Below are 24987 nucleotides of genomic sequence, written 5' to 3'. Positions count from 1 at the left end.
CCATGTATCAATCGCGGAACAGCGCGGCCAGACGCTCGCGCCCGATGGCACGACAGATCTTGCCGCGCGGCTTGATCGTCGGCACGTCTTCGCCGGCAACCATGGCATTGACCACGGCCTCGTCCACCGCCTCGACCGCTGCCAGATAGATCGGGTCCAGATGGTCCGGGTTCAGTTCCGTCACTTGGCGCAACAGCTTGGCACGCTCGGCCATCGGCTGCGGATTGGCTGTAGTGAAGGCGAGGAAGATGTCGCCCGAACTGTTGCCCCCCGGCGTGCCGGTGCGCCCGATGCCGATGGCCGCGCGTTTCGCCAGCGCGCGCAGGGAAAGCGGCGACAGCGGCGCGTCGGTGGCAAGGATCACGATGATCGAGCCGGTTTCGCGCGGCAGCAGCCGGTCCCCGGTCAGCATCTGCCCGACCGGCTTGCCGAGGATGGTCAGCCAGGGCCGGATGCCGAAATTCGCCTGCACCAGCGCGGCCACCGTCCATTCCCCACCCAGATCGACCCGGCGCGAGGCGGTGCCGGTGCCGCCCTTGAACTCATAGGCGATCATGCCGTTGCCGCCGCCGGTCGAGCCTTCGGCCACCGCGCCCGTGCCCGCCGCGTCCAGCGCGGCGCGGGCATGGTCGGGCGTCACGCTCAGTCGGGTGATGTCATTCAGGATACCGTCATAGGTTTCCGCCACCACCGGCATGGCCCAGGCGACCCCGGCGAAATGGTCGGCATAGGTGTCGATCATCCATTGTACGGCGCCGGTGTGGCAGGCTCCGATGGCATGGGTATTGGAAATCATCACCGGACCGAGGAAATAGCCCGCATCGTCGATCCAGTGGGTGCCCGTCATCTCGCCATTGCCGTTCAGTGCATAATGACCGGCGGTGACGGGGATCGGCGTGGTGCCCTTGCCGCGTGGCAGAATGGCGGTGACGCCGGTGCGCAAGTCGCGGGTGGGATCGGTCAGCGTGCAGAAGCCGACCTCCACCCCCGGCACATCGGTGATGGCATTCAGCGGGCCGGGCGTGCCGGGGAACGGCAGGCCAAGGTCGCGGGCGCGGGGTGGTCGGGTCATCGGGTCACTTCTCCGGGGAATGGGATGCGGGGGTCCGCAGGGTGTAAAGCGGCAGGGGGCCAAAGCTGCGGATGTCGGCTTCGCCCAGAGGGCGCACGGTCTCGGGGCAGCGGCGGGCCAGTTCGGGGCCGATGCAGCAGGCGGTGCCGAAGCGCTTGTTTGCCTCTTGCAGGCGGGCGGCAAGGTTCACCGCTGCGCCATGGGCAGTATAGTCGATGCGCCCGCCATGGCCCACATCGCCCAGCACCGCCGGGCCGGTTTCCAGCCCGATCCGGGTGCGGCCGAAACCACCATGGGCGGTGCGAAACCGTTCTGTCGCCGCCATCAGATCGGCGGCGCAGGCCAGCGCCGCAGCTTCATGCCCCGGTTGGTCCAGTGGCGCGTTGAACAGCGCATGTACGGAATCGCCCACCAGCTTGTCGATCATGCCGCCGTGTTTCAGCACGATGCCGCAGGTCACCGCAAAATAGGCATCCAGCAGGGCGACCATCTCGCGCGGGCCCATTTCGGCGGTGGCGATGCTGAAGCCTTCGATGTCGGTGAACAGGGCGGTAACCTCGCGCAGCTCGCCCTCCAGCCGCATCAGGCCGGGGTCAGCGGCGATGCGGGAAACCAGCGCGGGCGGAACAAGCTGCGCCATGCGGGCGCGCAGGGCACGCTCGGCCCGGCTGGCCAGCGCGGCGCGGGAGAGCAGCGCCAGCGCCAGCGCCCCGAAGGCGGCCAACAGCGGCGAAACGGGATCAAGCAGCAGGCCGCTGCTGCGCCACAGCAGCATGACGGACCCGGCCCAGAGCAGGCCGCCCGCTGCCAGGATGAGGCTGGCGCCCACGGGCGGCAGGGTGGCCAGCAGCCAAAGCCCGGCCAGACCCAGCACCAGCACCGCCAGCGCCTCGGCGGCCTTGCCCCAGTCGGGGCGCCAGGGCAGGTGCCCGGCAAGAATCTGTTCGGTCATATCGGCCATGATCTGCACCGAGGGCGCGACCGGACTCGCCGCCGTGGGACGCAGGCCACCCGCCTCGGGCAGGCTGGAGCCGACAAGGATCAGCGCATCCTCCGGCAGCCGGAACTCGCCCGAAAGCACGCCTGCTGCGGGCAGCGTGCGGCCAATCCAGTGATCGGGAGCGGAGGGGACAAAGCGCATCATGCCGCCGGAGACGGGCAGCAGGGTCTTGTCCAGCCGCAGTGCGCTTGCGGTAAGCAGCGGGCCGGATTCGTCGTGTGCCAGCCGGGCCAGTGCGACCGGGAGTGACGGATAGGCCATTCCGGCGACAGAGACCGCCGCAGGCAGGCGCCGCACAGCAGCGTCGCCGTCGCCAGGAAGGGCCACGCTGGCCACGGTGGTCGCGGCTGCGGTGAAGGCAGGGCAGGGTGTCTCGGCCCCGGCTGCGGACCAGAGCGCGATGCCCTCGGCGACGGCCAGATTATCGGGTGGCAGGGCGCCACCGGGTGTGGCGGCCAGCAGAAATCCCAGCACGGAACGCGCCTGCGCGAAGCCATGCGCCAGCGCGGCATTCACCGGGCGGTCGCAGGCACCGGAAAAGACGATATCGAAGCCGGTCGCCTGCGGTTTCGCCGCCACGATCCGCGCCACCAGCCGCGCGGTGGCGGTGCGATCCCAGGGCTGCCCCAGATCATCGGTGGCGCCGATGTCGATGACCGTCACAGGCTGCGCCGGGGTGGCGGGCGGCAGGGTCAGCATCAGGCGGTCAAAAATCCTTTCCTGCCACAGGGCAAGCCAGGGGGGCGAAAGCACCAGCAAGGCCGCGACGGCGAGGCAGGCCGCAAGAACCGCCGCAGACCAGAGGTTGCGCGACAAGGCTCAGCCCTCCGGCTCTGCCAGAAGGGCAAGGGCGGCGGTGCGACAGTGCCAGACGCCGCCGTCGCGGCTGAGCGCCCCTGCCGCCTGCAAGGCCATCAGCGCGCGGTTCACCTTGGGGCGGCTGGCGCCCAGAACGGCGGCAAGCTCGGTCTGGCTGATCTCCAGCCGCAGGGGGGCCTCGGGCGGCGGGGCCTCGCCATGGATCTGGTGCAAAGTGAACAGAAGGAACCGCGCCAGACGCGCTTCAAGCTGGTAAAGCGCAATGCCTTCCAGCTGATCCGTGGTCTCGCGCAGACGGCGGCAGAAGTAGCGCGCGGCTGCCATGCCAAGGGCGGGATGTGCCTCTGCCAGTTCGGCGAAACGCGCGCGCTCCAGCAGCCAGCCTTCCGTCGTAGCGACGGCGGTAGCATCGGCAGAGCGGGGCTCGCCGTCGATCAGGGCAAATTCACCCAGGGTATCGCCCGCCTCGGCATGGCGCAGGATCAGTTCGCGCCCCTGCGGGGTCAGCAGCGTCAGCTTCACCCGGCCATCCGCCAGTGCCAGCATCCACTCCCCCGGCTCGCCACGCTGAAACAGCACCTCGCCGGACTGCCAGCGGCGGCGGCGAGCAGTGGCGGCCAGCGCCGCCAGTGCCTCGGCTGGCAGGCCCGAGAACATTTCGAAAGACCGCCAGAATGCGGGGCGGGGCAAAGGAGGTTCCATCGCGGTCTCCGGGCATCGGTTGTCCCATGCTGCGCCGATCCGCCGGGCTTGGGCAAGCCTGTTCCGCCGGGAACAGCGCAGGCGACCGCCCTGCGCCAATGTGATCGCAGCAAGTAACCCGGCACGATGGAGAAACGATCATGGCCGACATCATTGGCAACGACCTTTCGAACTTCCTGGACGACCGCTTCACCCTTGGCATTCCCGGCTTCCGCACTGACAAGATTTCGGCGCTGGGCGGCAATGACCGCATCCTGATCACCGATGGCGATGACACCGTTTTCGCGGGCAGCGGCAACGATGTCATCGAGGATGGCAGCGGCGTGATCGGCGGTTCGGGCAACGACTCGATCCTTGGTGAGGCGGGCAATGATACGATCCGCGCGGGCGAGGGACGCGACACCATCGACGGCGGCACCGATATCGACCTGGTGGATTACACCGCCTCTACCGCTGCTGTGAACGTGAACCTGACCCGCACCGGTGTGCAATCCGGCGGCTTTGCCGAAGGGGATGTGCTGCGCAATATCGAGAACCTCACCGGCTCGCGGCACAATGACATCCTCGCGGGGAATAACGGGGTGAACGTGATCCTGAGCGGCGATGGACGCGACAGGGTTTCGGGGGCCGGGGGCAATGACACGCTGGACGGCGGCACCGGCAATGACACGATCTTTGGTGGCGCTGACCGTGACCGGCTGATCGGTGACAGCGGGGACGACAGCCTGATGGGGGACAGCGGCACCGACGTCCTGTTCGGGGGAACCGGCCGGGATACGATGTATGGCGGCACAGAGAATGACGTTCTCTATGGCGGTTCGGAAAATGATCTGCTGGATGGTGGCGATGGCGATGGCGATGACCAGATCATCGGCGACAGCGGCCGTGACGTGATCTTCGGCGGTTTCGGCAATGACACCATCTCGGGCGGCACCGACAATGACACCATTCAGGGGGGCGGCGGCAATGACCGGATCGACGCGGGCACCGGCGATGATCTGGTGCGGGCCGACAACCGGAGCGACGCCGATTTCATCAATGGTGGCGTGGGCACCGATACCATCGACTTCACCGGCCTGACCCAGTTCTTCACCCTTGCGGGGGCGATCAACACGATCAACGTGAACGGGCGCTTCGCCAATACCCAGTACACTGGGTTTGAAAATGTCATCGGCACCGGCAATGCAGATGCGATCACCGGCGACAGCCAGAACAATGTTCTGGACGGCGGCAACGGGAATGACCGGCTGACCGGCGCAGGCGGGGCCGATACCCTGCGTGGTGGGGAGGGAAATGACGTTCAGGATGGCGGCGAGGGCGCTGACCTGCTGCTGGGTGGCAATGGCAACGATCAGCTGCGGGGCGGCACCGAAAACGACCGTCTGTTCGGCGAGGCCGGTGCGGATCGGCTGGATGGCGGTGCGGGCAACGATACGCTGGTCGGTGGCAGCGAGAATGACACGCTGTCCGGTGGGGACGGCATCGACCGCCTGCAAGGCGATGCCGGGGATGACACGCTGTCCGGTGGCGCCGAGAATGATGTGATCTCGGGTGGGGAGGGCCGCGACACCCTGACCGGCGGTCTGGGGGGCGATGTTCTGACCGGGGGCGCGGGGGCGGATCGGTTTGTCTTCGACTTCACAGCAGAATCGCCGAATACGCCCGGCGGGTTCGACCGTATCACCGACTTCAGCGATGCCGAGGATCTGATCTATCTGGGCCGGATCGACACCAATCCGGCACTGGCGGGCGATCAGGGCTTTGCCTTCGTGCAGTTCGGCAGCGGTGCGGGCACGGTGCGCAGCTTCGTGCAGGACGGCAATACTTTCGTGGAGGCGCATGTGGATGGTGACGGCGTGGCCGATCTGGTGATCCGCCTCGACGGCATCCACGAACTGACAGCAGCCAATTTCTTCCTCTGATCCCCTCGGAGGATGGGCTGCCGCCCCCGGCCTGCGGGCCGGGGGTTCGGCGTTTCAATCCTGATATCCCGGCCCCAGCGCCGCCCGCAGCGTATCGCGCGGGGTCAGGCCGAACCGCAGGCGATAGCTTTCGGCAAAGCGGCCGAAATGCGCGAACCCCCAGCGCAGCGCCACATCGGTGACACGGGCTCCGGGCGCAGCGGCAATCAGATCGGCATGCGCGCGCGTCAGCCGCCGGTCTCGCCAGAAGGCCAGCGGCGTGGTGCCGCGATACTGGCGGAAGGCGAGTTGCAGGTTGCGCGCGCTGGTCCCCGCGGCCTCGGCCACATCCTCGAGCGTGATCGGCTGATCCAGATGCGCCTCGATGAAGCTCTCGGCCAGCCTCAGGTGGCGGGGGCGCGGCGCGGAACGGCTGCGGCCCAGATGCGCGGCATAATCGTGGCGATGCGCATCCAGCAGGCCGGAAAGCAGCGTTTCCTCCAGTTGTCGCCCCATCAGCCCGGTCAGGGGCGCCGCGCCGTCATCCGCCTCTGCCACCAGCCACAGCACCAGCCGCCGCAGCGCCGCCCCCGCCCCGCTGCGCAGATCAAGCGCACCCTGAAAGGTGACTGGCGCCGATGCGGGGGCGCCAAGCTGGCGCGACAGATGCGACTGCATCGCCGCCCGGTCGATGCGCAACAGGACCTGCCGGGTGCCTTCCTCCCAGATCATCGTGGTTTCCCGATGGGGGTTCAGCACCGCCGCGCGGCCCGGGTCGCTGGTGTAGCGATCGCCGCCGTTGACGATGGACGCCCCGCCACACAGCGGGATCTGCACCAGATAGAAATCGCGCAGCGCGCCCGGCGCGATCATCGTCTTGGCGCCATATTCGATGTAGTTCAGCGACAGCTTCTCGCCCGGCAGATGGTGCTGGCGGGCATGGAACCTGCCGCGCACGGTATCGAGCCGATGCGGGCAGAACACGCGCGCAACCTTGTCCCGCGCCTCGTCCAGATCGCGGCTTTCGAACAAGAGATGCGCGGCCAGCGGCCGCGGCGCATGGTCCAGCATCCAGGTGCCCTCCATGGTGAAGCGTAACACGCTTTGGGTGCCTGCGCGCAGCATTCCCATCGATTTTTTCGTTTTGCGGATAGTCCGCGCTTTTGGCGGATAGCGGGCGCGGGCGCGCTGCCGGAGGCTGCTTCAAATTCAAAACAAACAGGGAGACGACCATGCGCGGATTGCAGGGAAAGACGGCCATCGTTCCAGGGGGTGCCACGAAGATCGGGCAGGCCGTGGTCGAACGTCTGCGCGCCGAGGGCTGCCGGGTGATGGTGGCCGATCTGGCGGACGGCGGAGCCGAGGCTGCGGACCTGGGCTATTGCCGCTGCGATCTGCGCAGCGATGCCGATATTGCAGCGCTGGTTGCGGCAACGAAGGAACGGTTTGGCCGTATCGACTTTCTGGTGAATGTCGCCTGCTCCTATCTGGATAACGGCGCCGCCAGCCCGCGTGCCGAATGGCTTGAGGCGCTGGATGTGAACATCGTGGGGTCCGTCATGCTGATGCAGGCGGCGCGCGGGGAACTGGCGCGCAACAGGGGGGCCATCGTCAATTTCGGGTCAATCTCGTCGCGGGTGGCGCAGACCGGGCGTTGGCTTTACCCGGTGTCGAAGGCGGCCATCCTGCAACTGACCCGCAATCAGGCGATGGATCTGGCGCCCGAGGGCATCCGCGTCAACGCGGTGTCGCCCGGCTGGACCTGGTCCAATATCATGGATCAGCTGACCGGCGGCGACCGCGCCAAGACCGACCGCGTGGCCGCGCCCTTCCATATGCTTGGCCGCACCGGCGATCCCGAGGAAGTGGCCAGCGCCGTGGCTTTCCTTCTGTCGGACGAGGCGAGCTTCATCACCGGCACCGACATCTGCGTGGACGGTGGCTATACCGCCATGGGGCCGGAACAGGCGGTGCCCGCCATCCCTAAACTCATGGAATAGGCGCCGGGCTGGGCCGCCGGCTGCCTCCGGCGGGGATATTTGAACCAAGATAAAGACAGGGAGACAAAAATGCGGAAAATCACCATCATCGGCGGTGGGCAATCGGGGCTGCAACTGGGTATCGGGCTGCTGAAGGCCGGGCATCAGGTGCGGATCGTGCAGAACCGCACGGCGGAGGACATCGCCTCGGGCCGGGTGCTGTCGTCGCAATGCATGTTCCATACCGCCGTGCAGAACGAGCGCGATCTGGGCATCGACTTCTGGTCCGACACCTGCCCGCCGGTCGAGGGCATCAGCTTTGCCGTGCCGGCGCCGGATGGGCAGGGCAAGGCGGTGGATTGGGCCGGGCGGCTGGATCGCAATGCCTATTCGGTGGACCAGCGCGTGAAGATTCCGCGCTGGATGGCCGAGTTCACGCGGCTGGGCGGCCAGATGGTCATCGCCGATGCCGGGATTGCCGAACTGGAGCATTATACCCGCACCGACGATCTGGTGATCGTGGCTTCGGGCAAGGGCGAAATCGGCAAGCTGTTCACCCGCGATGAGGTGAAATCGGCCTATGACAAGCCGATGCGGGCGCTGGCGCTGACCTATGTGACCGGGATGACGCCGCGCGCCGACCATTCGGCGGTTTGTTTCAACCTGATCCCCGGTGTGGGTGAATATTTCGTTTTCCCGGCGCTGACCACCACCGGCCCCTGCGAAATCATGGTGTTCGAGGGCATTCCCGGCGGCCCGATGGATTGCTGGAGCGATGTGAAGACGCCCGAGGCGCATCTGGCGATGTCGAAGCAGATCCTTGAAACCTTCCTGCCGTGGGAGGCGGAACGCTGCCGCGGCATCGCGCTGACCGATGACAACGGCATTCTTGCCGGACGGTTCGCGCCGACGGTGCGGCATCCGGTGGCGACGCTGCCTTCGGGGCGCAAGGTGCTGGGTCTGGGCGATGCGGTTTGTCTGAACGATCCGATCACCGGGCAGGGGTCCAACAATGCCTCAAAGGCGGCGGCGGTCTATCTGAAGCGCATCCTCGCCCATGGCGACGGCGCCTTTGACGAGACCTGGATGCAGGGCACCTTCGACGCCTATTGGGACTATGCGCAATGGGTGGTGAGCTGGACCAACATGATGCTGCTGCCGCCCCCGCCCTTCATTCTGGAGATCATGGGCACCGCCTGCGCCGAGCCGCGTCTGGCGCAGCGCATTGCCAACGGCTTTGATGATCCGCGCGATTTCTTCCCGTGGTTTGCCGATCCGCAGGCGGCGGGCAGCTATCTGGCGGAACTGAGGGCGGCGTGATGGGTGTGGTTGATACGGACAGCTTTCGCAGCGCCATGGGGCGCTTTCCGGGGGCGGTGACGATTGTCACCGCGCTGGCCGGGGCGGAGCGGCGCGGCATCACCGCAACGGCCGTCTGTTCGGTGACGGCCGAACCGCCCAGCGTGCTGGTCTGTCTGAACCGGGCCACCGGCACCTGCGCGGCGGTGGGCGAGGACGGGCGGTTCAACGTGAACCTTCTGTCAGACGCCGCCGACGCACTGGCGCTGCGTTTTGCGGGGGTGGGTGGCGTGACGGGTGAGGACAAGTTCACCGAAGGCGACTGGCAGGCCGACAGCCGGGGTCTGCCGTTGCTGGCGGATGCGACCGTCTCGCTGTCCTGCGATGTGGCCGAAGTGGTGGAGGCGGCAAGCCATATCATCTTCATCGGGCATATCGTCGAGATGCGCAGCGCTGACGGGCCGCCCTTGCTGTATGAACAGCGGCGCTTTCACCGGCTTTCGCCGCTGAAATGACAAAGGCGCCCCACGGGGCGCCTTTTCTGTTTCCGGTCCAGACTTCAGGCGAAGCTGCGGATCGTGTCAATCGCGCCATCCAGCGCCTTGCCCTCTTCATCCAGCAGCGCTGCCTCGCGCAACCGGCGGGCCCAGTCGGCGGCATCCTCGCGCGCTTCAATCAGCGCGATCCCGGCGAGCACGCGGTCGAATTTCGACTGGCCGCGCGCATGAGTGTCGGAATAGCCCTTCACCAGACGGCGGCATTTCACGATTTCCACCGCCAGATCGTAGTTCCGGCCCAGAGCCGCCGTCGCGCGGGAAATCCAGCGCTCCATATGCGCCATCTCTTCGGCATGGCGCAGCGATTTCAGCCGCCAGCCGCGCAGGCCCCCCAGAGTGTAGAGCATCAGGAAGCTGGGTATCGTATCGGTGCGTACGCGGCGGCCCTTGTTCAACCAGCGGTCCAGACGCGCCATCCAGGCCGGGCTGTCCTGCACCTTGCGGCCGATCCCGGCGGGCAGCATCCCGGCAATCTCGGCCGGGCCGGGGTGCATGAATTCGGTCAGATGCATGAGATTGCCGTCTTTCGCACCCATCTCGCGGCGGATGCGGCTGAAGCGCTCGCCGCGGGTCTTGAGATCAGCGACGCGGATCACATCGTCATAGGCCATGGCATTGGCCAGGTATTTCGCGGCCTCGCGGCTGAAGGCATGAGCCTTGTCGGCGCGGTCCTGCCGGACCAGCGTCTCCAGACGGTCCAGATAGGCGGCGCCATAGGCGAGATCCTGAAATTCCACCACCTTGCGCAGACCGGGCAGCGCCAGCTCGGCCACCTCAGCGGGCAGGGCCGTGATACGGCCGGTCAGGCGGTTCCATTCGGCCTGAAGTTTGGCACTGCCCTGCGGCACGACCTGTGCATGGTTTTTGGGTGCTGCCACGGGAGCCGGGGCGACACCGGCCTGCGCGGCCTCATAACCCACGGCGAAGGCGCGGAGACTGGCCTCCACCCCTTTGCCGCCTGCACGGATCGCATCCTCGAATGCCTCGCGCGGGAAAGGCAGGGCGCCCGATCCGGCAAGACCGCCGAACAGGCTGGCCGAGATCACCGAACCGACCTTGACCGCCAGCCCTTCGAAATCCGCAAGGATCAGCCGCTGCGCCGCGACTTCGGCCGCCGCGCGCACTTCTTCGGACGAGGCGATGCCATTGCCGGGCACCATCTTTTCCGACACAGCCAGCGCCCGGTGGGTGGAGGCGATCAGCGTCGTGCGGTCCGGCGTGACAAAGCCGCGCATGATGGCGCGTCCGGCCTCCATCATCTCGGCCGAGATCATGATGTCCACATCGCCCGAAGCGGGGGCGAGCGAAAACACCGGCATCGGCCCGCCATTATAGGGTGCCATCTCGACATAGTAGATCGTCGCGCCGGTGCGCTGTGCCACTCCGGCGACCGAGGTCGCCTGCGCCGCATAGCCATTGGCGCGGGCCAGATCCTCGATCCAGCCGGTCAGCACGCCGCCGCCCTGGCCACCGACGGCCAGACAGGCGAGCTTGATGATCTGCCCCAGTGCCGGGTCGGGCTGGCGGGGCGCGAGGCTTTGCTGCACGGTCATGCGGTTTCTCCGAAAGTCAGGCGGCCGGCGGCGCGGCGCGATTGCAGCCAGCCGATGACGCGGGCGCGGAAGGCGGCCCAGCGGCTTTCCCATGCGCCGGGATTATGCACCACATCGGCGCGATAGAAGCTGGGGCAAAGCACGGCGGCATCCGCCACTTCGCCGCAGTTGCCGCAGCCGACGCAGGTCTGGTCGATGCTGGCAACCGGATCGTCGCGCAAGGGATCGTCCAGCGTTTTCAGGGACAGCGAGGGGCAGCCAGACAGCCGCATGCAGGCGTGGTCGCCGGTGCAGACGGCCTCGTCCACGCCGAAGCGCGGTGCCTCGACCCGGCGACCTTCCTTGATGGCCTTGGCGCGCAGGGGCTTTTCGCGGCGCTGCTTGTTCAGCATGCATTCCGACGAGGCGACGATCACCTTGGGCCCCTTTTCCTCGGTCGTCAGCGCCTCGATGAACAGCTTCTTCAGCCCCGGCACGTCATAGGTGCGGTTGACCTGCCGCACCCATTTCACCCCCACGCCTTCCAGCGCGCGGGAAATCGGGTTGTTGGTGGCCTTGGTGTCGTTCTTCGCCCGAGATGACAGGATGTCCTGCCCGCCGGTCGCGGCGGAATAGTAGTTGTCCACCACCACCGCCACGGAATCCGACTTGTTGAACACCATGTTCCCGATCGACGACGAAAGGCCGTTGTGCCAGAACCCGCCATCGCCCACGATGGACAGCGCGCGGCGTTCGCCGCCACCATCAAACGCGGCGTTGGAGGCGGGGCCAAGCCCGTAACCCATGGTCGAGCCGCCCACCTCGAACGGCGGAAGCGAGGCGAACAGGTGACAGCCGATGTCCGCCGTGATCTGCACCTTGCCAGTTTCCTTCTGCGCCAGTTTCAGCGCGGCGAAGATCGGGCGTTCGGGGCAGCCGGTGCAGAAGCCCGGCGGGCGGATCGGCACGGTTTTCGACAGGTCGGGAATGGCGGGCGCGGTGAAATTCGGCGCGCGCACCTGACCGGGCAGCAAATCCTCGGCCTCTTCGCGGAAGAAGGCGGTCAGGCTGTCCAGCAGCACCTGCCCGGTATACTCCCCCGCCATCGGCAGGATGTCCTTGCCATGCAGCCGCACGTTACTTTTGGCGCGGTAGAGATAGGTCGCCAGTTGCTGTTCGATGAATTCGGGCTGGCCTTCCTCGATCACCAGAACGGCGCGCTTGCCCTCGCAGAAATCCAGAAACTCGGACGAGACCAGCGGATAAGTCACGTTCAGCACATATAGCGGCAGTTCGGTCTTGCCGTGCAGATCGGCAAGGCCCAGCCGCTGCAAGGCGCGGATGACGCTGTTGTACATGCCGCCCTGCACCACCAGACCGACCGGGCCCTCCTTGCCGAAACGCTCGTTCAGGCCGCGTTCGCGGATGAATTTTTCGGCGGCGGGCCAGCGCACGTCGATCTTTTCCTGCTCGTGCCGGTAGGTCCACGGCGGCAGAACGACCCGCTGGAAATCGCTTTGCGGATTGGCCAGCGCATCGCGCACCGTCAGGGCAGGGCGCTGGTTGTCACGGGTTTCAAACGTGCCGGTGACGTGGCAGGACCGGATGCGCACGGTCAGCATGACCGGCGTGTTCGACGCCTCTGACAGTTCGAACCCGTCGCCCACCGCCTTGACGATGGAGGGCAGGTTGGGACGCGGGTCCAGCAGCCAGATCTGCGATTTCATCGCAAAGGCATGGCTGCGTTCCTGCATGATCGAGGAACCTTCGCCGTAATCCTCGCCCACGATGACCAGCGCGCCGCCCTTCACGCCGGAATCGCTGAGGTTGGCCAGCGCGTCCGAGGCGACGTTGACGCCGACTGGTCCCTTGAAGGTCACCGCGCCGCGGATCGGGTAATGCACGCTCGCTGCCAGCATGGCCGCCGCCGCCGCTTCGTTGGCATTCGCCTCAAACCGGACGCCCAGTTCGGTCAGCAATTCCTCGGCATCGGCCAGCACATCCATCAGGTGACTGATGGGCGCGCCCTGATAGCCGCCGACATACCCCACGCCATTTTCCAGCAGCGCCTTGGTAATGGCGAGGATGCCTTCGCCCGTGAAGGTCTGGCCGGCGCCCAGCCGCAGATGCTCTACCTCCGCCTTGAAAGACCGTTCGGCCATTCGCGCTCTCCGTTCTTACTTGGAAGGTTCGGTGTTCGACCACAGGACAGGGCCACCGTCCTTTTCATAGGCCATGCCCTGCGGGAAGGAGATCAGCTCCATCTGCAAACCCCAGGGCGCATAGAAATACAGGATCGACTGACCTGCCGCCGGGCCTTCGCTGACAGGCAGCGGGCCCATCAGGGTGCGGATGCCACGGGCCTTCAGATCCTCGGCCGCCACTGCGATGTCATCGACGTAGAAGGCGATGTGATGCCCGCCGATGTCGCTGTTGCGCGGCGTGACGGTGGCCTGATCCGGTGCGGTATACTTGAACAGCTCGATGTTGGAGCCGAAGCCGCAGCGCAGAAGCGTGATCTGTTCGATCACCGCGCGCGGATCGACGTTCAGCAGATCCTGCATGAAAGAGCCGGTATCGTCACGGAACGGGCCGAAGGACATGGCCTTCTGGCAGCCCAGAACATCGGTGAAAAAGGTCTCTGCCTCTGCCAGATCCGGCACGGTCAGGCCGATATGGTTGACCCCACGCATGCCGGGCAGGGGTTCGGCGCTGGCTGAAGCCGCGACAAGCGCGGCAGAGACGACGGCGAGAGCGGCGAATTTCATTCCTAACTTCTCCTGTCGGGTGAACGGGCCGCTTCTTTGGGCAGCCTCAGAATTCGTGTTTGCGGATGTTCGCCAGTATCTGCTGAAGTGTGGCGACAAACGCGCGGCGGTCCTTGTCGGGGATGCCGCGAAAGAGGTTACGCTCTGCCTCGACCATATGGGGCCAGAGGCTGTCGAAGGCGGCGCGACCTGCATCGGTGATGAAGATGCGGGTGGCGCGGCTGTCCTGCGGGTCGGCCTCGCGCCGCACCAGCCCTTCGGTGGCAAGCTGGTCCAGTGCCCGCGACAGCGTGCTTTGTTCGGTGACGGTGTAGACCGCCAGATCGCGGATCACCGGCCCGTCGACCACAGCCAGCGAAGCCAGAACCCGTGCCTTCGGCGTCGTCAGACCCAGTGCCGCCATTTCGTCGCGGAAGCCCGCGTTATACCGGCCCATGATCCGGTTCATCAGATAGGGCGCGAAGTTGGTCAGCCCGATCTCGCCCAGCCGGGGAAGGGTTTCATCATCACTCATGCACCAAGCCTCTTTGCCGCGTTGAACCCCGATCCGCCGCCAAGGCCGGGTCCGGGATGTGTCGAGGCTCCGATATGATGGAGTCCCTTGATGGGGCAAGCGCCAGGGCTGTGCGCGAAGGGGCGCCAGAGGAAGAACTGGTCGATGGTGCAGCTTCCGCCATAGGGATCGCCACCGACGAGGTTCATGTTCATCGCCTGAAGATCGGCGGGGGAATAGGCGCGGCGCGCCAGCTTGATCGCGGCGAAATCCTTGATGTGACGCGAGAGGATCGCCTCGATCCGGTCGGCAAAAGCTTCGCGGGTTGCCTCGGTCCAGTCGGCCCCGGTGGTGATTTCCCCCGCCGCATCGCCCTTGATGACGCGCGGCGCGTCGGGGATCTGCAGCCAGAGCACCGCCTTGCCATCCGGGCAGCGGCTCGGGTCCAGTTGCGAGGGCTGGCCGACGCAGATCGTGGGCACGGCGGGCAGCAGTCCGCGCTCTGCCTCGTTGGCCGACCGCGATACCGCGTCGATCCCGTCGCTGAGGTGGATCAGCGCGACCTGATCCAGACCGGGCGTGCGCCATTCCGGCGCGCGGTCCAGCGCGAAATGCAGTTGGAAATCGCCGCGCCCATGTCGGAAGGCGCGGGTGGCCTCGGCCTCGGCAGGCGGGGCGTCCAGCAGGCGGCCCCAAAGCTGCGACGGCGTGACCGAGGCGAGCACGTTCTTCGCCGCGATCTCCTCGCCGTCCGCCAGCCGCACGCCGGTTGCGCGGCCGTTGGCAGTGAGGATGCGGGCCACGTCAGCGCCGGTGCGGAGCGTGCCGCCCTTTTCCTCGATCAGCTTGCGGAATGCCTCGGCCGCCTGTCCGGCGCCGCCCTTCACGATGGGGGCGCCCGCCGCCTCCAGCGCGAAGGCGATGACCTTGCCCATCTGGGCGGAATAGGCGCTTTCCGGGGTCAGGCCACAATGCAGCACCCAGGGCGCCCAAAGCGCCTGCACCAGCGGGCTTTTATACTGCGTTTCCAGCCAGCCACGCGCCGGGGCAAGGGCGCTGCCGAACCATGCGGCCATGCCCTTCAGCCCGCGCCGCCGCACCTGGCCGAACATCAGCTTCAGCGTGGGCCAGGACCACAGATCACCGCCCAGCAGCGAGAACAGGAAGGGTGCATCGGCCTCGATCGCGCCGACATCAGTACCATGGCGCGTGCCGTCACCCGGCGCCAGGGCGTTGAAACGGCGGATATTCTCGGCCCGGTCCATCGCCAGCACCAGCGCCTCTCCATCGGGGCGCAGCACGGCGGTCGGATGCGGGGAATGGCAATACTCCATCCCGTGCCGGGCAAGGTGGGGGCCAAGCGCGGCCCCCGCCGGGGATGTCATGAACAGAACGAAAGTGGCGGCCATCACGTCATGGCTGAAACCGGGGATCAGTTCGTCTGTGCGCAGGCAGCCGCCGATGCGGTCCTCGCGTTCCAGCACCAGCACCTTGTCGCCCTTCAGCGACAGCAGCGCCGCCGCGACCAGCGCATTGATGCCCGATCCGATAATGACATGATCGACCGCCATGGCGTTACGCCTTCGGCACCAGCGCCAGCGCGCGGATGGGCGAGCCGGTTCCGTTCTTGATCTTCAGCGGCGCGGCAATCAGGATCGCACCTTTCGCGGGCAGCTTGTCGAGATTGGCAAGCGAGGCGAGACCGAAGCGGTTGTTCTTGTGCAGCAGGTTATGCGCCGGGAAGGGCGGGTTCATGCCACCGGCCTGACCCGCATCGGTGCCGATGCACTGGCTGCCCCAGCCGACGATGCCCTTGGCGATCAGATAGTCAATGACCTCGGCGGTCGGCCCCGGCGTATGCGGGCCGGTCGCATCGGCATTGAGGAACTTCGCCTCGTCATCTGCGAAACGATCCCAGTCAGACCGCAGCACGACCCATTCGCCTGCCTTGATCTCACCATGGGTGGCCTCCCAGGCCTTCACATGGTCGATGGTCAACAGGAAGTCGGGATTTTCGGCGCATTCCTTGCTGAAATCCAGCACGTTGACCGGCGCGATCAGGCGCTGCACGTCCAGCGTGTCGGTATAGCCGTCGGAATAATCCTTGCCCGTAATCCAGTGATGCGGCGCATCGAAATGGGTGCCGCTGTGCTCGCCCAGTTCCAGCCAGTTCCAGGCCCAGAACGGCCCGTCCTGATCATATTCGCTGATGCGGTGAATCTTGATCGGGGGCGTATCCTTGGCCAGTTCCGGCGGCAATTTCAGAAGCGGGGTTTCCGGGCCCAGCACGCCCGAGCAGTCCACAACGTCGATCCCGCCCGACAGAATCATTTGGCCGAGCTGGCCCAGAAGAGCCTGAGAAGTCATCGCTATCTCCCTGAATGGCGACCGCATCTGGCGGCGGTCATCGCATGAGAATCACTCTAGACAGATTTACATGCATTTGCAAATATCATTGTCAGACAGGGAGCAAAGAACGATGGCGGAAAGCCTCGATGTCATTCTGGTCGGCGCGGGTCACAACGCGCTGGCCGCAGCCGTGCATATGGCGGCTAAAGGTTGGAAGGTCGGCGTCTTTGAACAGGCGCCGATGGCTGGTGGAGCTGTAAAGACCGGCGAGTATACGCTGCCGGGGTTCCGGCATGACTGGGCGGCGATGAACCTGTCATTGTTCGCAGGCTCTGCCTTCTTCAAGCAATACGGCGCGGAATTGCAGGGCCATGGTCTTGAATTCGTGCCAGTTTCGCGGCCCTTCGCCTCGGCCTTCCCGGATGGGACATGGCTGGGCGTCAGCACCGATATGGCGCAGACACTGGCGCGGATCGGGGCGGAATCGCCTGCCGACGCAAAGCGATGGGAAGAGCTTGTGGCCGGTTTCGGGGCTGAGGCGCCGCATCTGTTCGGTCTGCTTGGTAGTCGCATGAATATGTATGCACTTGCATCGTTCATGTTCAAAACGATTCGCGCCAAGGGTGTCGGCGGCACGCTGGACATGGGGCGCTTTCTGCTGGAAAGCCCGCGCCGCTGGCTGGACCGCACCTTTGACTCGCCCAAGGTGCGGGCGATGCTGGGCGCCTGGGGCATGCATCTGGATTTCGCCCCCGATGTGTCGGGCGGTGCGCTGTTCCCCTATCTGGAGGGGATGGCGGGTCAGGCCTTCGGGATGGTGCTGGGGCGCGGCGGGGCGGATACGATCATCCGTGCCATGGTGGCGATGATCCGGGCCAAAGGCGGTATCGTGGAAACCGGCGCCCGTGTTGCGCGGATCGATCATCAGGGCGGCAAGGCGACCGGCATCACGCTGGCGGACGGTCGTCGCTTCACCGTGTCGCGGGCGGTGGTCGCCGGGGTGGCGCCGCGCGCCTTGCCGAAGCTGACCGGCGGCACCGAGCCGGGCTTTGACCGGGCGATGGCCGATTACGCCCATGCGCCGGGCACGATGATGATCCATATCGCTGCCAGTGACCTGCCTGACTGGGCAGCGGGCGGCGCGCTGCGTGATTTCGCCTATGTGCATCTGGCGCCTTCGCTTGATCAGATGGCGCGGACCTACCAACAGGCGCAGGCGGGGCTTCTGCCGGATGAGCCAATCCTCGTGGTGGGCCAGCCGACCGGGCAAGACCCGACCCGTGCACCGGCGGGCAAGCATGTGATCTGGCTTCAGGTCCGCATGGCGCCGGGCACCATCCGGGGCGACGCCAAGGGTGAGATCGCCGCGACCGACTGGGCCACGGCGGCGGAACCCTTTGCCGAGCGTGCGCTGGACATCCTTGAACGCTATGCGCCGGGCTTCCGGTCAAAGATTCTCGCGCGCCGCATCGTCACCCCGGCCGAACTGGAGGCGGAAAACCCCAATCTGGTCGGCGGCGATCAGATTTGCGGTAGCCACCACCTGAGTCAGAACTTCCTCTTCCGCCCCGTCCGATCCCATGCGGACGGGTCAACTCCGATCCGGAACCTGTTCCTTACCGGCGCGGCCGTCTGGCCCGGCGCGGGAACCGGGGCCGGATCGGGCTTTCTTCTGGCACAGAAACTCGCCGGAAAATAACGACATAAAAACAAGAACAAAGCCATCAACCAACAGGGAAAACCATGAACCTCAACCGTCGCAGCCTTTTGAAGCTTTCCGCCGCCGGGGCAGCGCTTTCGCTGACCGGCCTTCCCGCGCTGGCCGCCATCGATGAACTGGTGATCGCCTATAACGTCACCCTGCCAAGCTGGGACCCGACCGTCGGCCCCTCGGCGGTGAACCCGACGATCCAGGGCATCTACCAGTCGGTGTTCGACCAGTACATCCTGCAACAGCCCGACCTCAGCCCCGCCCCCGGCCTGCTGACGGAATGGGGCTGGAACGATGACCGCACGCAGGTCTGGATGACCGTGCGCGAGGGCGTGAAATGGCATGACGGGTCCGATTTCACCGCCGAGGACGTGGCCTGGAGCCTCGCCCGTGTGGCGAACCCCGATACCGGCTCGCCCATCCAGTTCGTCTGGGGCACGCTGAAGAACCACCGGGTCGAGGGCAACAAGGTCATCGCCGATGTGGCGCAGTTCGACCCGACGATCTTCAAGTGGATGTATTTCCTGACCGGCTATGTGCTGCCGAAAGCCTATTACGAAAAGGTTGGCGCCGAGGGCTTCGAGGCCGCGCCGATCGGGACCGGCCCCTATATGGTCGAGAAATTCGAGCGCAACGCCTATGTCCGCCTGAAAGCGAATGAGGCCTATTGGGGTGGCGCGCCCGAGTTCAAGACGGTGACGATCAAGTTCGTGACCGATTCCGCCGCCCGCGTGGCCGAGGTGGAATCGGGCAATGCCCACGTCACGCTGGAAATGCCCTATGAGGAATATGACCGGCTGAAGAACGGCCCGCTGGCCGGGGTGGCGACGCCGGTTTCCGATATCGGAATGATCTTCCTCAACGATATCGACGTGATGCTGGACCCGAATGTCCGCAAGGCCGCCGCACTGGCCATTGACAAGCAAACCATCATCGACCGGCTGCTTTCGGGCTATGGCGTTGCCATCGACACGCTGCAAACCCCGGAATACGAGGCCTATGACCCCTCCATCAAGGTTGGCTACGACCCGGAGAAGGCGAAGGAACTGCTGGCGGCCTCGGGCTACAGCCCGGAGAATCCGGTGAAGTTCAAGATCCAGACCACCAAGGGCTTCAAGCCGAAGGATTACGAGATGGTGCAGGCCATCGTCGGCCTGTGGCGCAAGGTGGGGATCGAGGCGGAGATCGAGGTTTACGAGATCGCCAAGCACTACGAACTGCGTGCCGCCGACCAGCTTGCCCCCGCCGCCTTCTACAACTGGGGCAATTCGGTGGGTGATCCGACCACCTCGACCGGCTTTGCGATGTTCGGCCCCTCGCCGCATTCGGTCTGGGACGGTGCTGATCTGATCGAGAAGATTGCGCCGCTCTGGGGTGAGGCGGACGAGGCCAAGCGCATCGAAGGCTGGAAAGCGGTGGATCGCTACATCGCCGAAAATGCGCTGGTCATTCCGCTGCTGCAATATGTGCAGCCGATCCTGCATGCGCCGGGTGTCAAGGTTGTGCCCCATGCCTCGGGCGCGCTCTTGCCGCATCTGATGACGCGGGGCTGAGCCGTCGGCCGTGGGGGACTTCACGTCCCCCACACCCCCTGTGGGATATTTGAACCAAGATGAAAGCGGGCCGCGTTCGGGCGTGGGCGGGAGAAGCATGTGTTCTGGCAGAAACTGATCGCGCGGATCGGCACGACGGCGGTGACCCTGATCGGGGTGGCCGTGATCGTCTTCGTCGTTATCCGCGTGGTGCCCGGCAATCCGGTGGCGATGATGCTTCCGCCGGGTGCGACCGAGGCGGATGTGGCGCGGCTGACCGCGCTTTACGGGTTGGACAAATCCATCCCGGCGCAATTCCTGATCTGGGTTCAGGGCGTGCTGCACGGTGATTTCGGCACTTCGATTACCACGCGCCAGCCGGTGCTGGATCTGGTGCTGGGTCGTTTGCCCGCGACGCTGGAGCTTTCGATCATGGCGCTGGTAATGGCGGTGGCCATCGGTGGCACTGCGGCGCTGACCGGCACGCGGTTGCGCGGGACCAGGGCGGAGGGTGCCATCGACGTGGCGAATGGCATGGCGCTTTCGGTGCCGGATTTCCTGTGGGGACTGGCCCTGATCCTGCTGTTCGGGGTGTTGATGCCGGTCTTCCATATCTCGGGGCGCGTCACGCCCTCGCTGGAACTGCCGTTCACGACCGGGTTTTACCTGTTCGAAAGCCTGTTCCGGCTGCGCTTTGACCTCTGGGCCGACATCGTGAGCCATATGCTGATGCCCGCGCTGGCGCTGGCCATTCCGCTGGCGGCGATCATCGGGCAGTTGCTGAAGCAGAGCCTGAAGGAAACCATGCATCTCGATTACGTCACGCTGAGCCGGACCAAGGGCTATGGCGAGAACCACGTCATCACGCGTGAGGCGTTGCCCAATGCCATCCTGCCGACGCTGACGCTGGTCGGCGTGCAGTTCACCTTCCTGATCGGCGGCACGGTGATCGTGGAGCGGCTGTTTTCCTATGAGGGCTTAGGCAACATGGCGATTGATGCGGTGATCAACCGCGATCTGCCGCTGATCCAGGGTATCGTGATCCTGTTCGCGGTCATCTTCACCGCCGTCAATCTGGTGGTGGATCTGCTTTACACCGTCCTGAACCCGAGGTTGCGTCATGGCTGATCTGACCGATGGCCGCGGTGCGGTGAAGCGCCGGATCGGAACGCGGCTCTGGCTGGCGGGGGGCTGGCTGACGCTTCTGCTGCTCGCGGCGGTGTTCGCGCCGCTGGTGGCGCCGCAAGACCCGCTGGCGCAGGATCTGTTCCTGACCCGTCTGCCCCCGTTCTGGGAAAAGGGCGCCGAGGCTGGTTACTGGCTGGGCACTGACAGCCTTGGCCGCGATGTGCTGAGCCGGATCATCTATGGCGCGCGTCTGGCGCTGGTGGTGGCGCTGGTGGCGGGCAGCATCACCTGTATCATAGGTTCGGCTCTCGGGCTGATGGCCGGGTTCCTGCGGGGCTGGGTCGATCTGGTGATCTCGCGCCTCATTGACATCTGGATGGCCTTTCCGCCGGTGCTGTTCTCGATCCTGCTGATTGCGGTGATCGGGCCAGGGCTGCATTCGATCATCCTTGCCATCGTCATCATCGACTGGACCCGTTTCGCCCGTGTGGTGCGGGCCGAAGCCATGGCGCAGGGGGCGATGGATTACGTCGCGTCGGCGCAGGTGGCGGGGCGCGGGCGCATCGGCACCATGCTGCGGGAAATCCTGCCTAATGTGCTGCCGACCATCGTGGTGCTGCTGACGCTGGAAATGGGCATTGCGGTGATCGTCGAGGCGATCCTGAGCTTCGTGAACCTGTCGATTTCCACCGACGATCCCACATGGGGCGGCATGATCGCCGAGGGCCGCGCCAGCGTTTATCAGGCGTGGTGGGTGCTGGTTTTCCCGCTGATCACGCTGTTCCTCACCGTTCTGGCCTTCTCGCAACTGGGCGAGGGGCTGAAGGACCGCTTTGACCCGGTGCTGCGATGAGCTTTCTGTCTGTGAAGAACCTGACGCTGCGCCTGCGCGACAACCGTGCGCCGCTGTTGCGCGATGTCTCGCTGGAGGTCAGCGCGGGCGAGGTGCACGGGCTGGTGGGCGAGAGCGGTGCGGGGAAAAGCATGATCGGCAAGGCCGTTCTGGGCATCCTGCCGCGCGCGGTAGAGATCGCGGGCGGCGAGATCTGGCTGGATGGCGTGGATCTGCTGGCGCTGCCGCCTGCTGCGCGGCGCAAGCGGGTGGGCGGATTGGCCGCGCTGATCCCGCAAGACCCGCTGACCGCGCTGAACCCCTCGCGCCGGATCGGGCCGCAGATTACCGACCGGCTGGTCGATATTCTGGGCTGGAAACGGGCCGAGGCCGAGGCGCGCGCGCTGGATCTGCTGGGCGAGGTGCAGATCAATGATCCGGCACGCGTGATGCGGCAGTATCCGCACGAGCTTTCGGGCGGAATGCGGCAGCGTATCCTGATCGCCAGCGCCTTCGCGGCAGAGCCCAAGCTGATTGTAGCCGACGAGCCGACCACCGCGCTGGATGTGACGGTGCAAAAGCAGATCCTGCGCCTGATCGCGGGAATGCAGGCCCGGCATGGCACGGCGCTTCTGTTCGTGACGCATGATCTTGGCGTGGTGTCGAAGGTCTGTCAGAGCCTGTCGGTGCTTTATGCTGGCCGCATTCTGGAACAGAGCACTGTGCGCGATTTCTTTGCCGCGCCTTCGCATCCTTATTCGGCCGCATTGCTGGGGGCGACGCCAAAATACACCGATCCCGAAGGGTCGCTGACCCCGGTGCCGGAGGCCATCATCGCCCGCCTGCGGGCCGAAATCGCCGCTTATGACGAGGCGCATCATGGCTGAGCTTTACACGGTGGACAATCTGCGCCTCTCGCTGGCCGATATGACGCGAAAACCTTTGCTGGGCGCGGCGCCGCGGATCGAGGTGCTTCGGGGGCTGAGTTTTTCAATCGCCAAGGGCGAGATCATCGGTATTGTCGGCGGCTCCGGCTCCGGAAAATCGACGCTGGGTCGGGCTCTCATCCGGCTTCTGGAACCCTCGGGCGGCAGCATCCGCTTCGACGGGCAGGACATTACTCATCTGGGAGAGGAGGCGCTGCGCCCGCACCGGCGGCGGTTCCAGATGATCTTTCAGGACCCGATGTCGAGCCTGAATCCCCGGCATCGGGTCGGCCAGATCATCGCAGGCCCCTTGCGCCTGCACGGGTTCGACCGGGTAGAGGCGCGGGTGATGCAGGCGCTGGATCACGTCGGCCTGCCGCGCGGCTTTGCGCAGCGCTATCCGCACGAACTGTCAGGCGGGCAGCGGCAGCGCGTCGGGATCGCCCGTGCCATCGCGCTGGAGCCGGAGTTCATTCTGGCCGATGAAATCGTCTCGGGGCTGGACGTTTCGAGCCAGGCGCAGGTCTTGCGGCTGCTAGAGAATCTGGTGCGCGAACTTGGGCTGACACTGGCCTTTATCAGCCATGACCTGAGCGTGATCCGCAGACTCTGTCACCGCATCATGGTGCTGTACCGCGGAGAGATCGTGGAACTGCGGCAGACCGCCGAACTGTTTGCCGATCCGCAGGCGGCCTATACTCGCGAACTGCTTGAGGCAATTCCGCTGCCCGACCCGGATCAGCGTTGGATCTGAAACGAAAAACCCCCGCCACAGGCGGGGGCATACTGGTTACAAACCCGTTCCGATCAGGGCAGGCGTTTGGCCACCGTATCGGCAAAGGCGTCGACCAGCGCCTTGTAGTGTTCGGGGGCGTCGGTCATGCTGGTGATCGCAACGGCGCCTTCGGGCAGGAAGCTGTTCACCATTTCCAGCGACACGGCGATTTCATAGGCGTCCATGTTGGTGCCTTCTGCATCGTGGAGACGGACCATGCCTTTCAGCACGGAATCCTGCGCGCCGACAGCGGTCTGAAAGCTGTTGGCCAGGGAAACTTCGTCGATGTCGACACCGACGGTCAGCCCGTTGTCGGCCACGCGGTCCTGAATGCGGGCAAGGATGGCCGATTGCAGATCGTTGGCCAGATTGCCGTAATATTCGGCCGCTTTCGGATTGGCGATTGCGGCGACATCGGTTTCAACCTCGACCGCCTTGATCGGCTTGGCGTCAGCCAGAGCCATGCCGGAGACCGGCAGGGCCAAAGCGGTGGACAGGGCGAGAATATGGAACACTTTCATTGTCAACCTCATGATAAAGCGCAGAAATTTCTTTCCTGCCTTCTGATGTGACAACGCGCGTTCGTCGATCCCGGTTCCAGAAAAATCGCGAAATATCGATTCTGCCGGGTGCGGCGCAGGCAGCCGTGTAATCGGGAGAAGTAAAAAGGGGGCCGAAGCCCCCTTCTTCAGATCCTCTCCGCAGCACCTTTCAGGTTTCAGGCTCGCAGGGTTTCCGTGGATGAGAAGAACATCGCCTGGCTGACGGCCGACCGCACCTGCGTTTCCGAGAATGGTTTGGTAATCAGGAAGGCGGGTTCCGGCCGTTCGCCGGTCAGCAACCGTTCGGGGAAGGCGGTGATGAAGATGACTGGCATCTGTTCACCCGAGGCGAGGATTTCGTTCACCGCGTCGATCCCCGACGAATTGTCGGCAAGCTGGATATCCGCAAGGATCAGATCCGGCTGGATGCGGGCAGCAAGGGCCACGGCCTCTGTCCGGGTGCGGGCGATGCCGGTGACTTCGTGCCCGCAATCAGTGACGATATCCTTGATGTCCATGGCGATGATCGCCTCATCTTCGATGATCATCACGCGGCCCGAGACAGAGTTTTCCATTTCGCGCAGGGCAATGGCGACCAGTTCGGCCGCTTCCTTCGCAGAGACGCGCAGGATGCTGCCGATTTCATCGGCCGAAAAGCCCTCGATCACCGACAGCAGCAGCGCCTCGCGCGAATTCGGGGTCAGGTCGCGCATATGGCGCTGCGCCCGTTCGGCGAGCGGGCTGTCCGCCTCGCCCACCGGCGCACCTGCACTGGCCCAGACGAGGTGAAAAACATGGAACAGCGCGACTTTCACACTGGAGGCGGATTCCAGCGGCGACAGGTCTTCAAGCAGGGTTTCCAGCGTGGCGGCGGCGAAACGGTCGCCGCTGGTCTGGCTTCCGGTCAGGGCGCGCGCATAGCGGCGCAGATAGGGCAGGCTGCCCCCTACCGCCGCGGCGAGATCGGTTTTTGCCAGGTCAGTCATTCAATGCTCCCCGATGTGACAAGCAGTTGCTTTTTTCGGGAACCAAACGCTTCGCACGGCGTTTGGTTCCAAAGAATCCGCATG

22 protein-coding genes are annotated in these 24987 nt (G+C 65.4%); 10 read left to right on the top strand and 12 right to left on the bottom strand.

The window, feature by feature from the left end; translation table 11 throughout:
- Nucleotides 1-7 precede the first annotated feature (7 nt).
- Genes IE126_RS15715 through IE126_RS15705 form a run of 3 tightly spaced genes read right to left on the bottom strand, consistent with a single transcriptional unit; the run spans nucleotide 8 to nucleotide 3593 of the window.
- Entirely contained in the window at nucleotides 8-1072 is a 1065-nt protein-coding gene (locus IE126_RS15715; RefSeq protein WP_108129845.1) for a DmpA family aminopeptidase, read from the bottom strand.
- A gap of 4 nt (nucleotides 1073-1076) precedes the next feature.
- Nucleotides 1077-2888, bottom strand: coding sequence for a CHASE2 domain-containing protein (locus tag IE126_RS15710; protein WP_189381558.1), 1812 nt, complete (start codon nucleotides 2886-2888; stop codon nucleotides 1077-1079).
- 3 nt (nucleotides 2889-2891) lie between these two features.
- Nucleotides 2892-3593: a Crp/Fnr family transcriptional regulator gene (locus IE126_RS15705; RefSeq protein WP_189381557.1), complete on the bottom strand. Its 702-nt coding sequence runs from the start codon at nucleotides 3591-3593 to the stop codon at nucleotides 2892-2894.
- Between the two features lie 140 nt (nucleotides 3594-3733).
- Between IE126_RS15705 and IE126_RS15700 the strand changes: the two genes are divergently transcribed.
- Nucleotides 3734-5515, top strand: coding sequence for a calcium-binding protein (locus IE126_RS15700; RefSeq protein WP_189381556.1), 1782 nt, complete (start codon nucleotides 3734-3736; stop codon nucleotides 5513-5515).
- Nucleotides 5516-5569: 54 nt separating this feature from the next.
- Here IE126_RS15700 and IE126_RS15695 read toward each other — a convergent pair whose 3' ends face one another.
- Nucleotides 5570-6625 (bottom strand): AraC family transcriptional regulator, encoded by a 1056-nt coding sequence (locus IE126_RS15695; protein WP_189381555.1) that lies wholly within the window; start codon nucleotides 6623-6625, stop codon nucleotides 5570-5572.
- 101 nt (nucleotides 6626-6726) lie between these two features.
- Between IE126_RS15695 and IE126_RS15690 the strand changes: the two genes are divergently transcribed.
- The 3 genes from IE126_RS15690 (at nucleotide 6727) to IE126_RS15680 (ending at nucleotide 9287) form a co-directional block, all read left to right on the top strand.
- Entirely contained in the window at nucleotides 6727-7494 is a 768-nt protein-coding gene (locus tag IE126_RS15690) for an SDR family oxidoreductase (protein ID WP_189381554.1), read from the top strand.
- A 69-nt stretch (nucleotides 7495-7563) separates the two neighbouring features.
- Nucleotides 7564-8793, top strand: coding sequence for a styrene monooxygenase/indole monooxygenase family protein (locus IE126_RS15685; protein WP_189381553.1), 1230 nt, complete (start codon nucleotides 7564-7566; stop codon nucleotides 8791-8793).
- Nucleotides 8793-9287, top strand: coding sequence for a flavin reductase family protein (locus IE126_RS15680; RefSeq protein WP_189381552.1), 495 nt, complete (start codon nucleotides 8793-8795; stop codon nucleotides 9285-9287). Before IE126_RS15685 ends, IE126_RS15680 begins: the two co-directional genes overlap by 1 nt.
- Nucleotides 9288-9331: 44 nt before the next feature.
- Here IE126_RS15680 and IE126_RS15675 read toward each other — a convergent pair whose 3' ends face one another.
- The 6 genes from IE126_RS15675 to IE126_RS15650 are packed head-to-tail and all read right to left on the bottom strand — an operon-like array spanning nucleotide 9332 to nucleotide 16489.
- Nucleotides 9332-10882, bottom strand: a complete 1551-nt coding sequence (locus IE126_RS15675; protein ID WP_189381551.1) for an indolepyruvate oxidoreductase subunit beta family protein — start codon at nucleotides 10880-10882, stop codon at nucleotides 9332-9334.
- On the bottom strand, nucleotides 10879-13023 hold the full coding sequence (locus IE126_RS15670) for a thiamine pyrophosphate-dependent enzyme (RefSeq protein WP_119135752.1): 2145 nt from the start codon (nucleotides 13021-13023) through the stop codon (nucleotides 10879-10881). The genes IE126_RS15675 and IE126_RS15670 overlap by 4 nt, the downstream gene beginning before the upstream one ends.
- 15 nt (nucleotides 13024-13038) lie before the next feature.
- Nucleotides 13039-13629 carry a VOC family protein gene (locus tag IE126_RS15665; protein WP_189381550.1) on the bottom strand — a complete coding sequence of 197 codons (591 nt, stop codon included), beginning with the start codon at nucleotides 13627-13629 and terminating at the stop codon, nucleotides 13039-13041.
- 46 nt (nucleotides 13630-13675) lie between these two features.
- On the bottom strand, nucleotides 13676-14143 hold the full coding sequence (locus IE126_RS15660) for a MarR family winged helix-turn-helix transcriptional regulator (protein WP_054303139.1): 468 nt from the start codon (nucleotides 14141-14143) through the stop codon (nucleotides 13676-13678).
- Nucleotides 14140-15693, bottom strand: a complete 1554-nt coding sequence (locus IE126_RS15655) for a phytoene desaturase family protein (RefSeq protein WP_189381549.1) — start codon at nucleotides 15691-15693, stop codon at nucleotides 14140-14142. Before IE126_RS15655 ends, IE126_RS15660 begins: the two co-directional genes overlap by 4 nt.
- 4 nt (nucleotides 15694-15697) lie before the next feature.
- Nucleotides 15698-16489, bottom strand: coding sequence for a cyclase family protein (locus IE126_RS15650; protein ID WP_108129857.1), 792 nt, complete (start codon nucleotides 16487-16489; stop codon nucleotides 15698-15700).
- A 112-nt stretch (nucleotides 16490-16601) separates the two neighbouring features.
- Between IE126_RS15650 and IE126_RS15645 the strand changes: the two genes are divergently transcribed.
- The 6 genes from IE126_RS15645 (at nucleotide 16602) to IE126_RS15620 (ending at nucleotide 23354) form a co-directional block, all read left to right on the top strand.
- A complete protein-coding gene (locus IE126_RS15645) occupies nucleotides 16602-18170 on the top strand; it encodes a phytoene desaturase family protein (protein WP_189381548.1) in 1569 nt (522 codons plus the stop codon).
- Between the two features lie 44 nt (nucleotides 18171-18214).
- Nucleotides 18215-19735 (top strand): ABC transporter substrate-binding protein, encoded by a 1521-nt coding sequence (locus IE126_RS15640; RefSeq protein ID WP_054303135.1) that lies wholly within the window; start codon nucleotides 18215-18217, stop codon nucleotides 19733-19735.
- 99 nt (nucleotides 19736-19834) lie between these two features.
- Nucleotides 19835-20842: an ABC transporter permease gene (locus IE126_RS15635; protein ID WP_054303134.1), complete on the top strand. Its 1008-nt coding sequence runs from the start codon at nucleotides 19835-19837 to the stop codon at nucleotides 20840-20842.
- Nucleotides 20835-21695 (top strand): ABC transporter permease, encoded by an 861-nt coding sequence (locus tag IE126_RS15630; RefSeq protein WP_189381547.1) that lies wholly within the window; start codon nucleotides 20835-20837, stop codon nucleotides 21693-21695. The genes IE126_RS15635 and IE126_RS15630 overlap by 8 nt, the downstream gene beginning before the upstream one ends.
- Nucleotides 21692-22561 carry an ABC transporter ATP-binding protein gene (locus IE126_RS15625; protein WP_108129861.1) on the top strand — a complete coding sequence of 290 codons (870 nt, stop codon included), beginning with the start codon at nucleotides 21692-21694 and terminating at the stop codon, nucleotides 22559-22561. Before IE126_RS15630 ends, IE126_RS15625 begins: the two co-directional genes overlap by 4 nt.
- Nucleotides 22554-23354, top strand: coding sequence for an ATP-binding cassette domain-containing protein (locus IE126_RS15620; protein ID WP_189381546.1), 801 nt, complete (start codon nucleotides 22554-22556; stop codon nucleotides 23352-23354). Before IE126_RS15625 ends, IE126_RS15620 begins: the two co-directional genes overlap by 8 nt.
- 53 nt (nucleotides 23355-23407) lie before the next feature.
- Here IE126_RS15620 and IE126_RS15615 read toward each other — a convergent pair whose 3' ends face one another.
- On the bottom strand, nucleotides 23408-23896 hold the full coding sequence (locus IE126_RS15615) for a hypothetical protein (RefSeq protein ID WP_054303130.1): 489 nt from the start codon (nucleotides 23894-23896) through the stop codon (nucleotides 23408-23410).
- Nucleotides 23897-24093: 197 nt separating this feature from the next.
- Nucleotides 24094-24903 carry a response regulator gene (locus IE126_RS15610; protein ID WP_054303129.1) on the bottom strand — a complete coding sequence of 270 codons (810 nt, stop codon included), beginning with the start codon at nucleotides 24901-24903 and terminating at the stop codon, nucleotides 24094-24096.
- Between the last annotated feature and the right edge of the window lie 84 nt (nucleotides 24904-24987).

This window comes from Gemmobacter nanjingensis (assembly GCF_014652195.1).
GTDB classification, from domain to species: Bacteria; Pseudomonadota; Alphaproteobacteria; order Rhodobacterales; family Rhodobacteraceae; genus Gemmobacter; species Gemmobacter caeni.
This window is presented reverse-complemented; position numbering and strand designations above follow the sequence as displayed.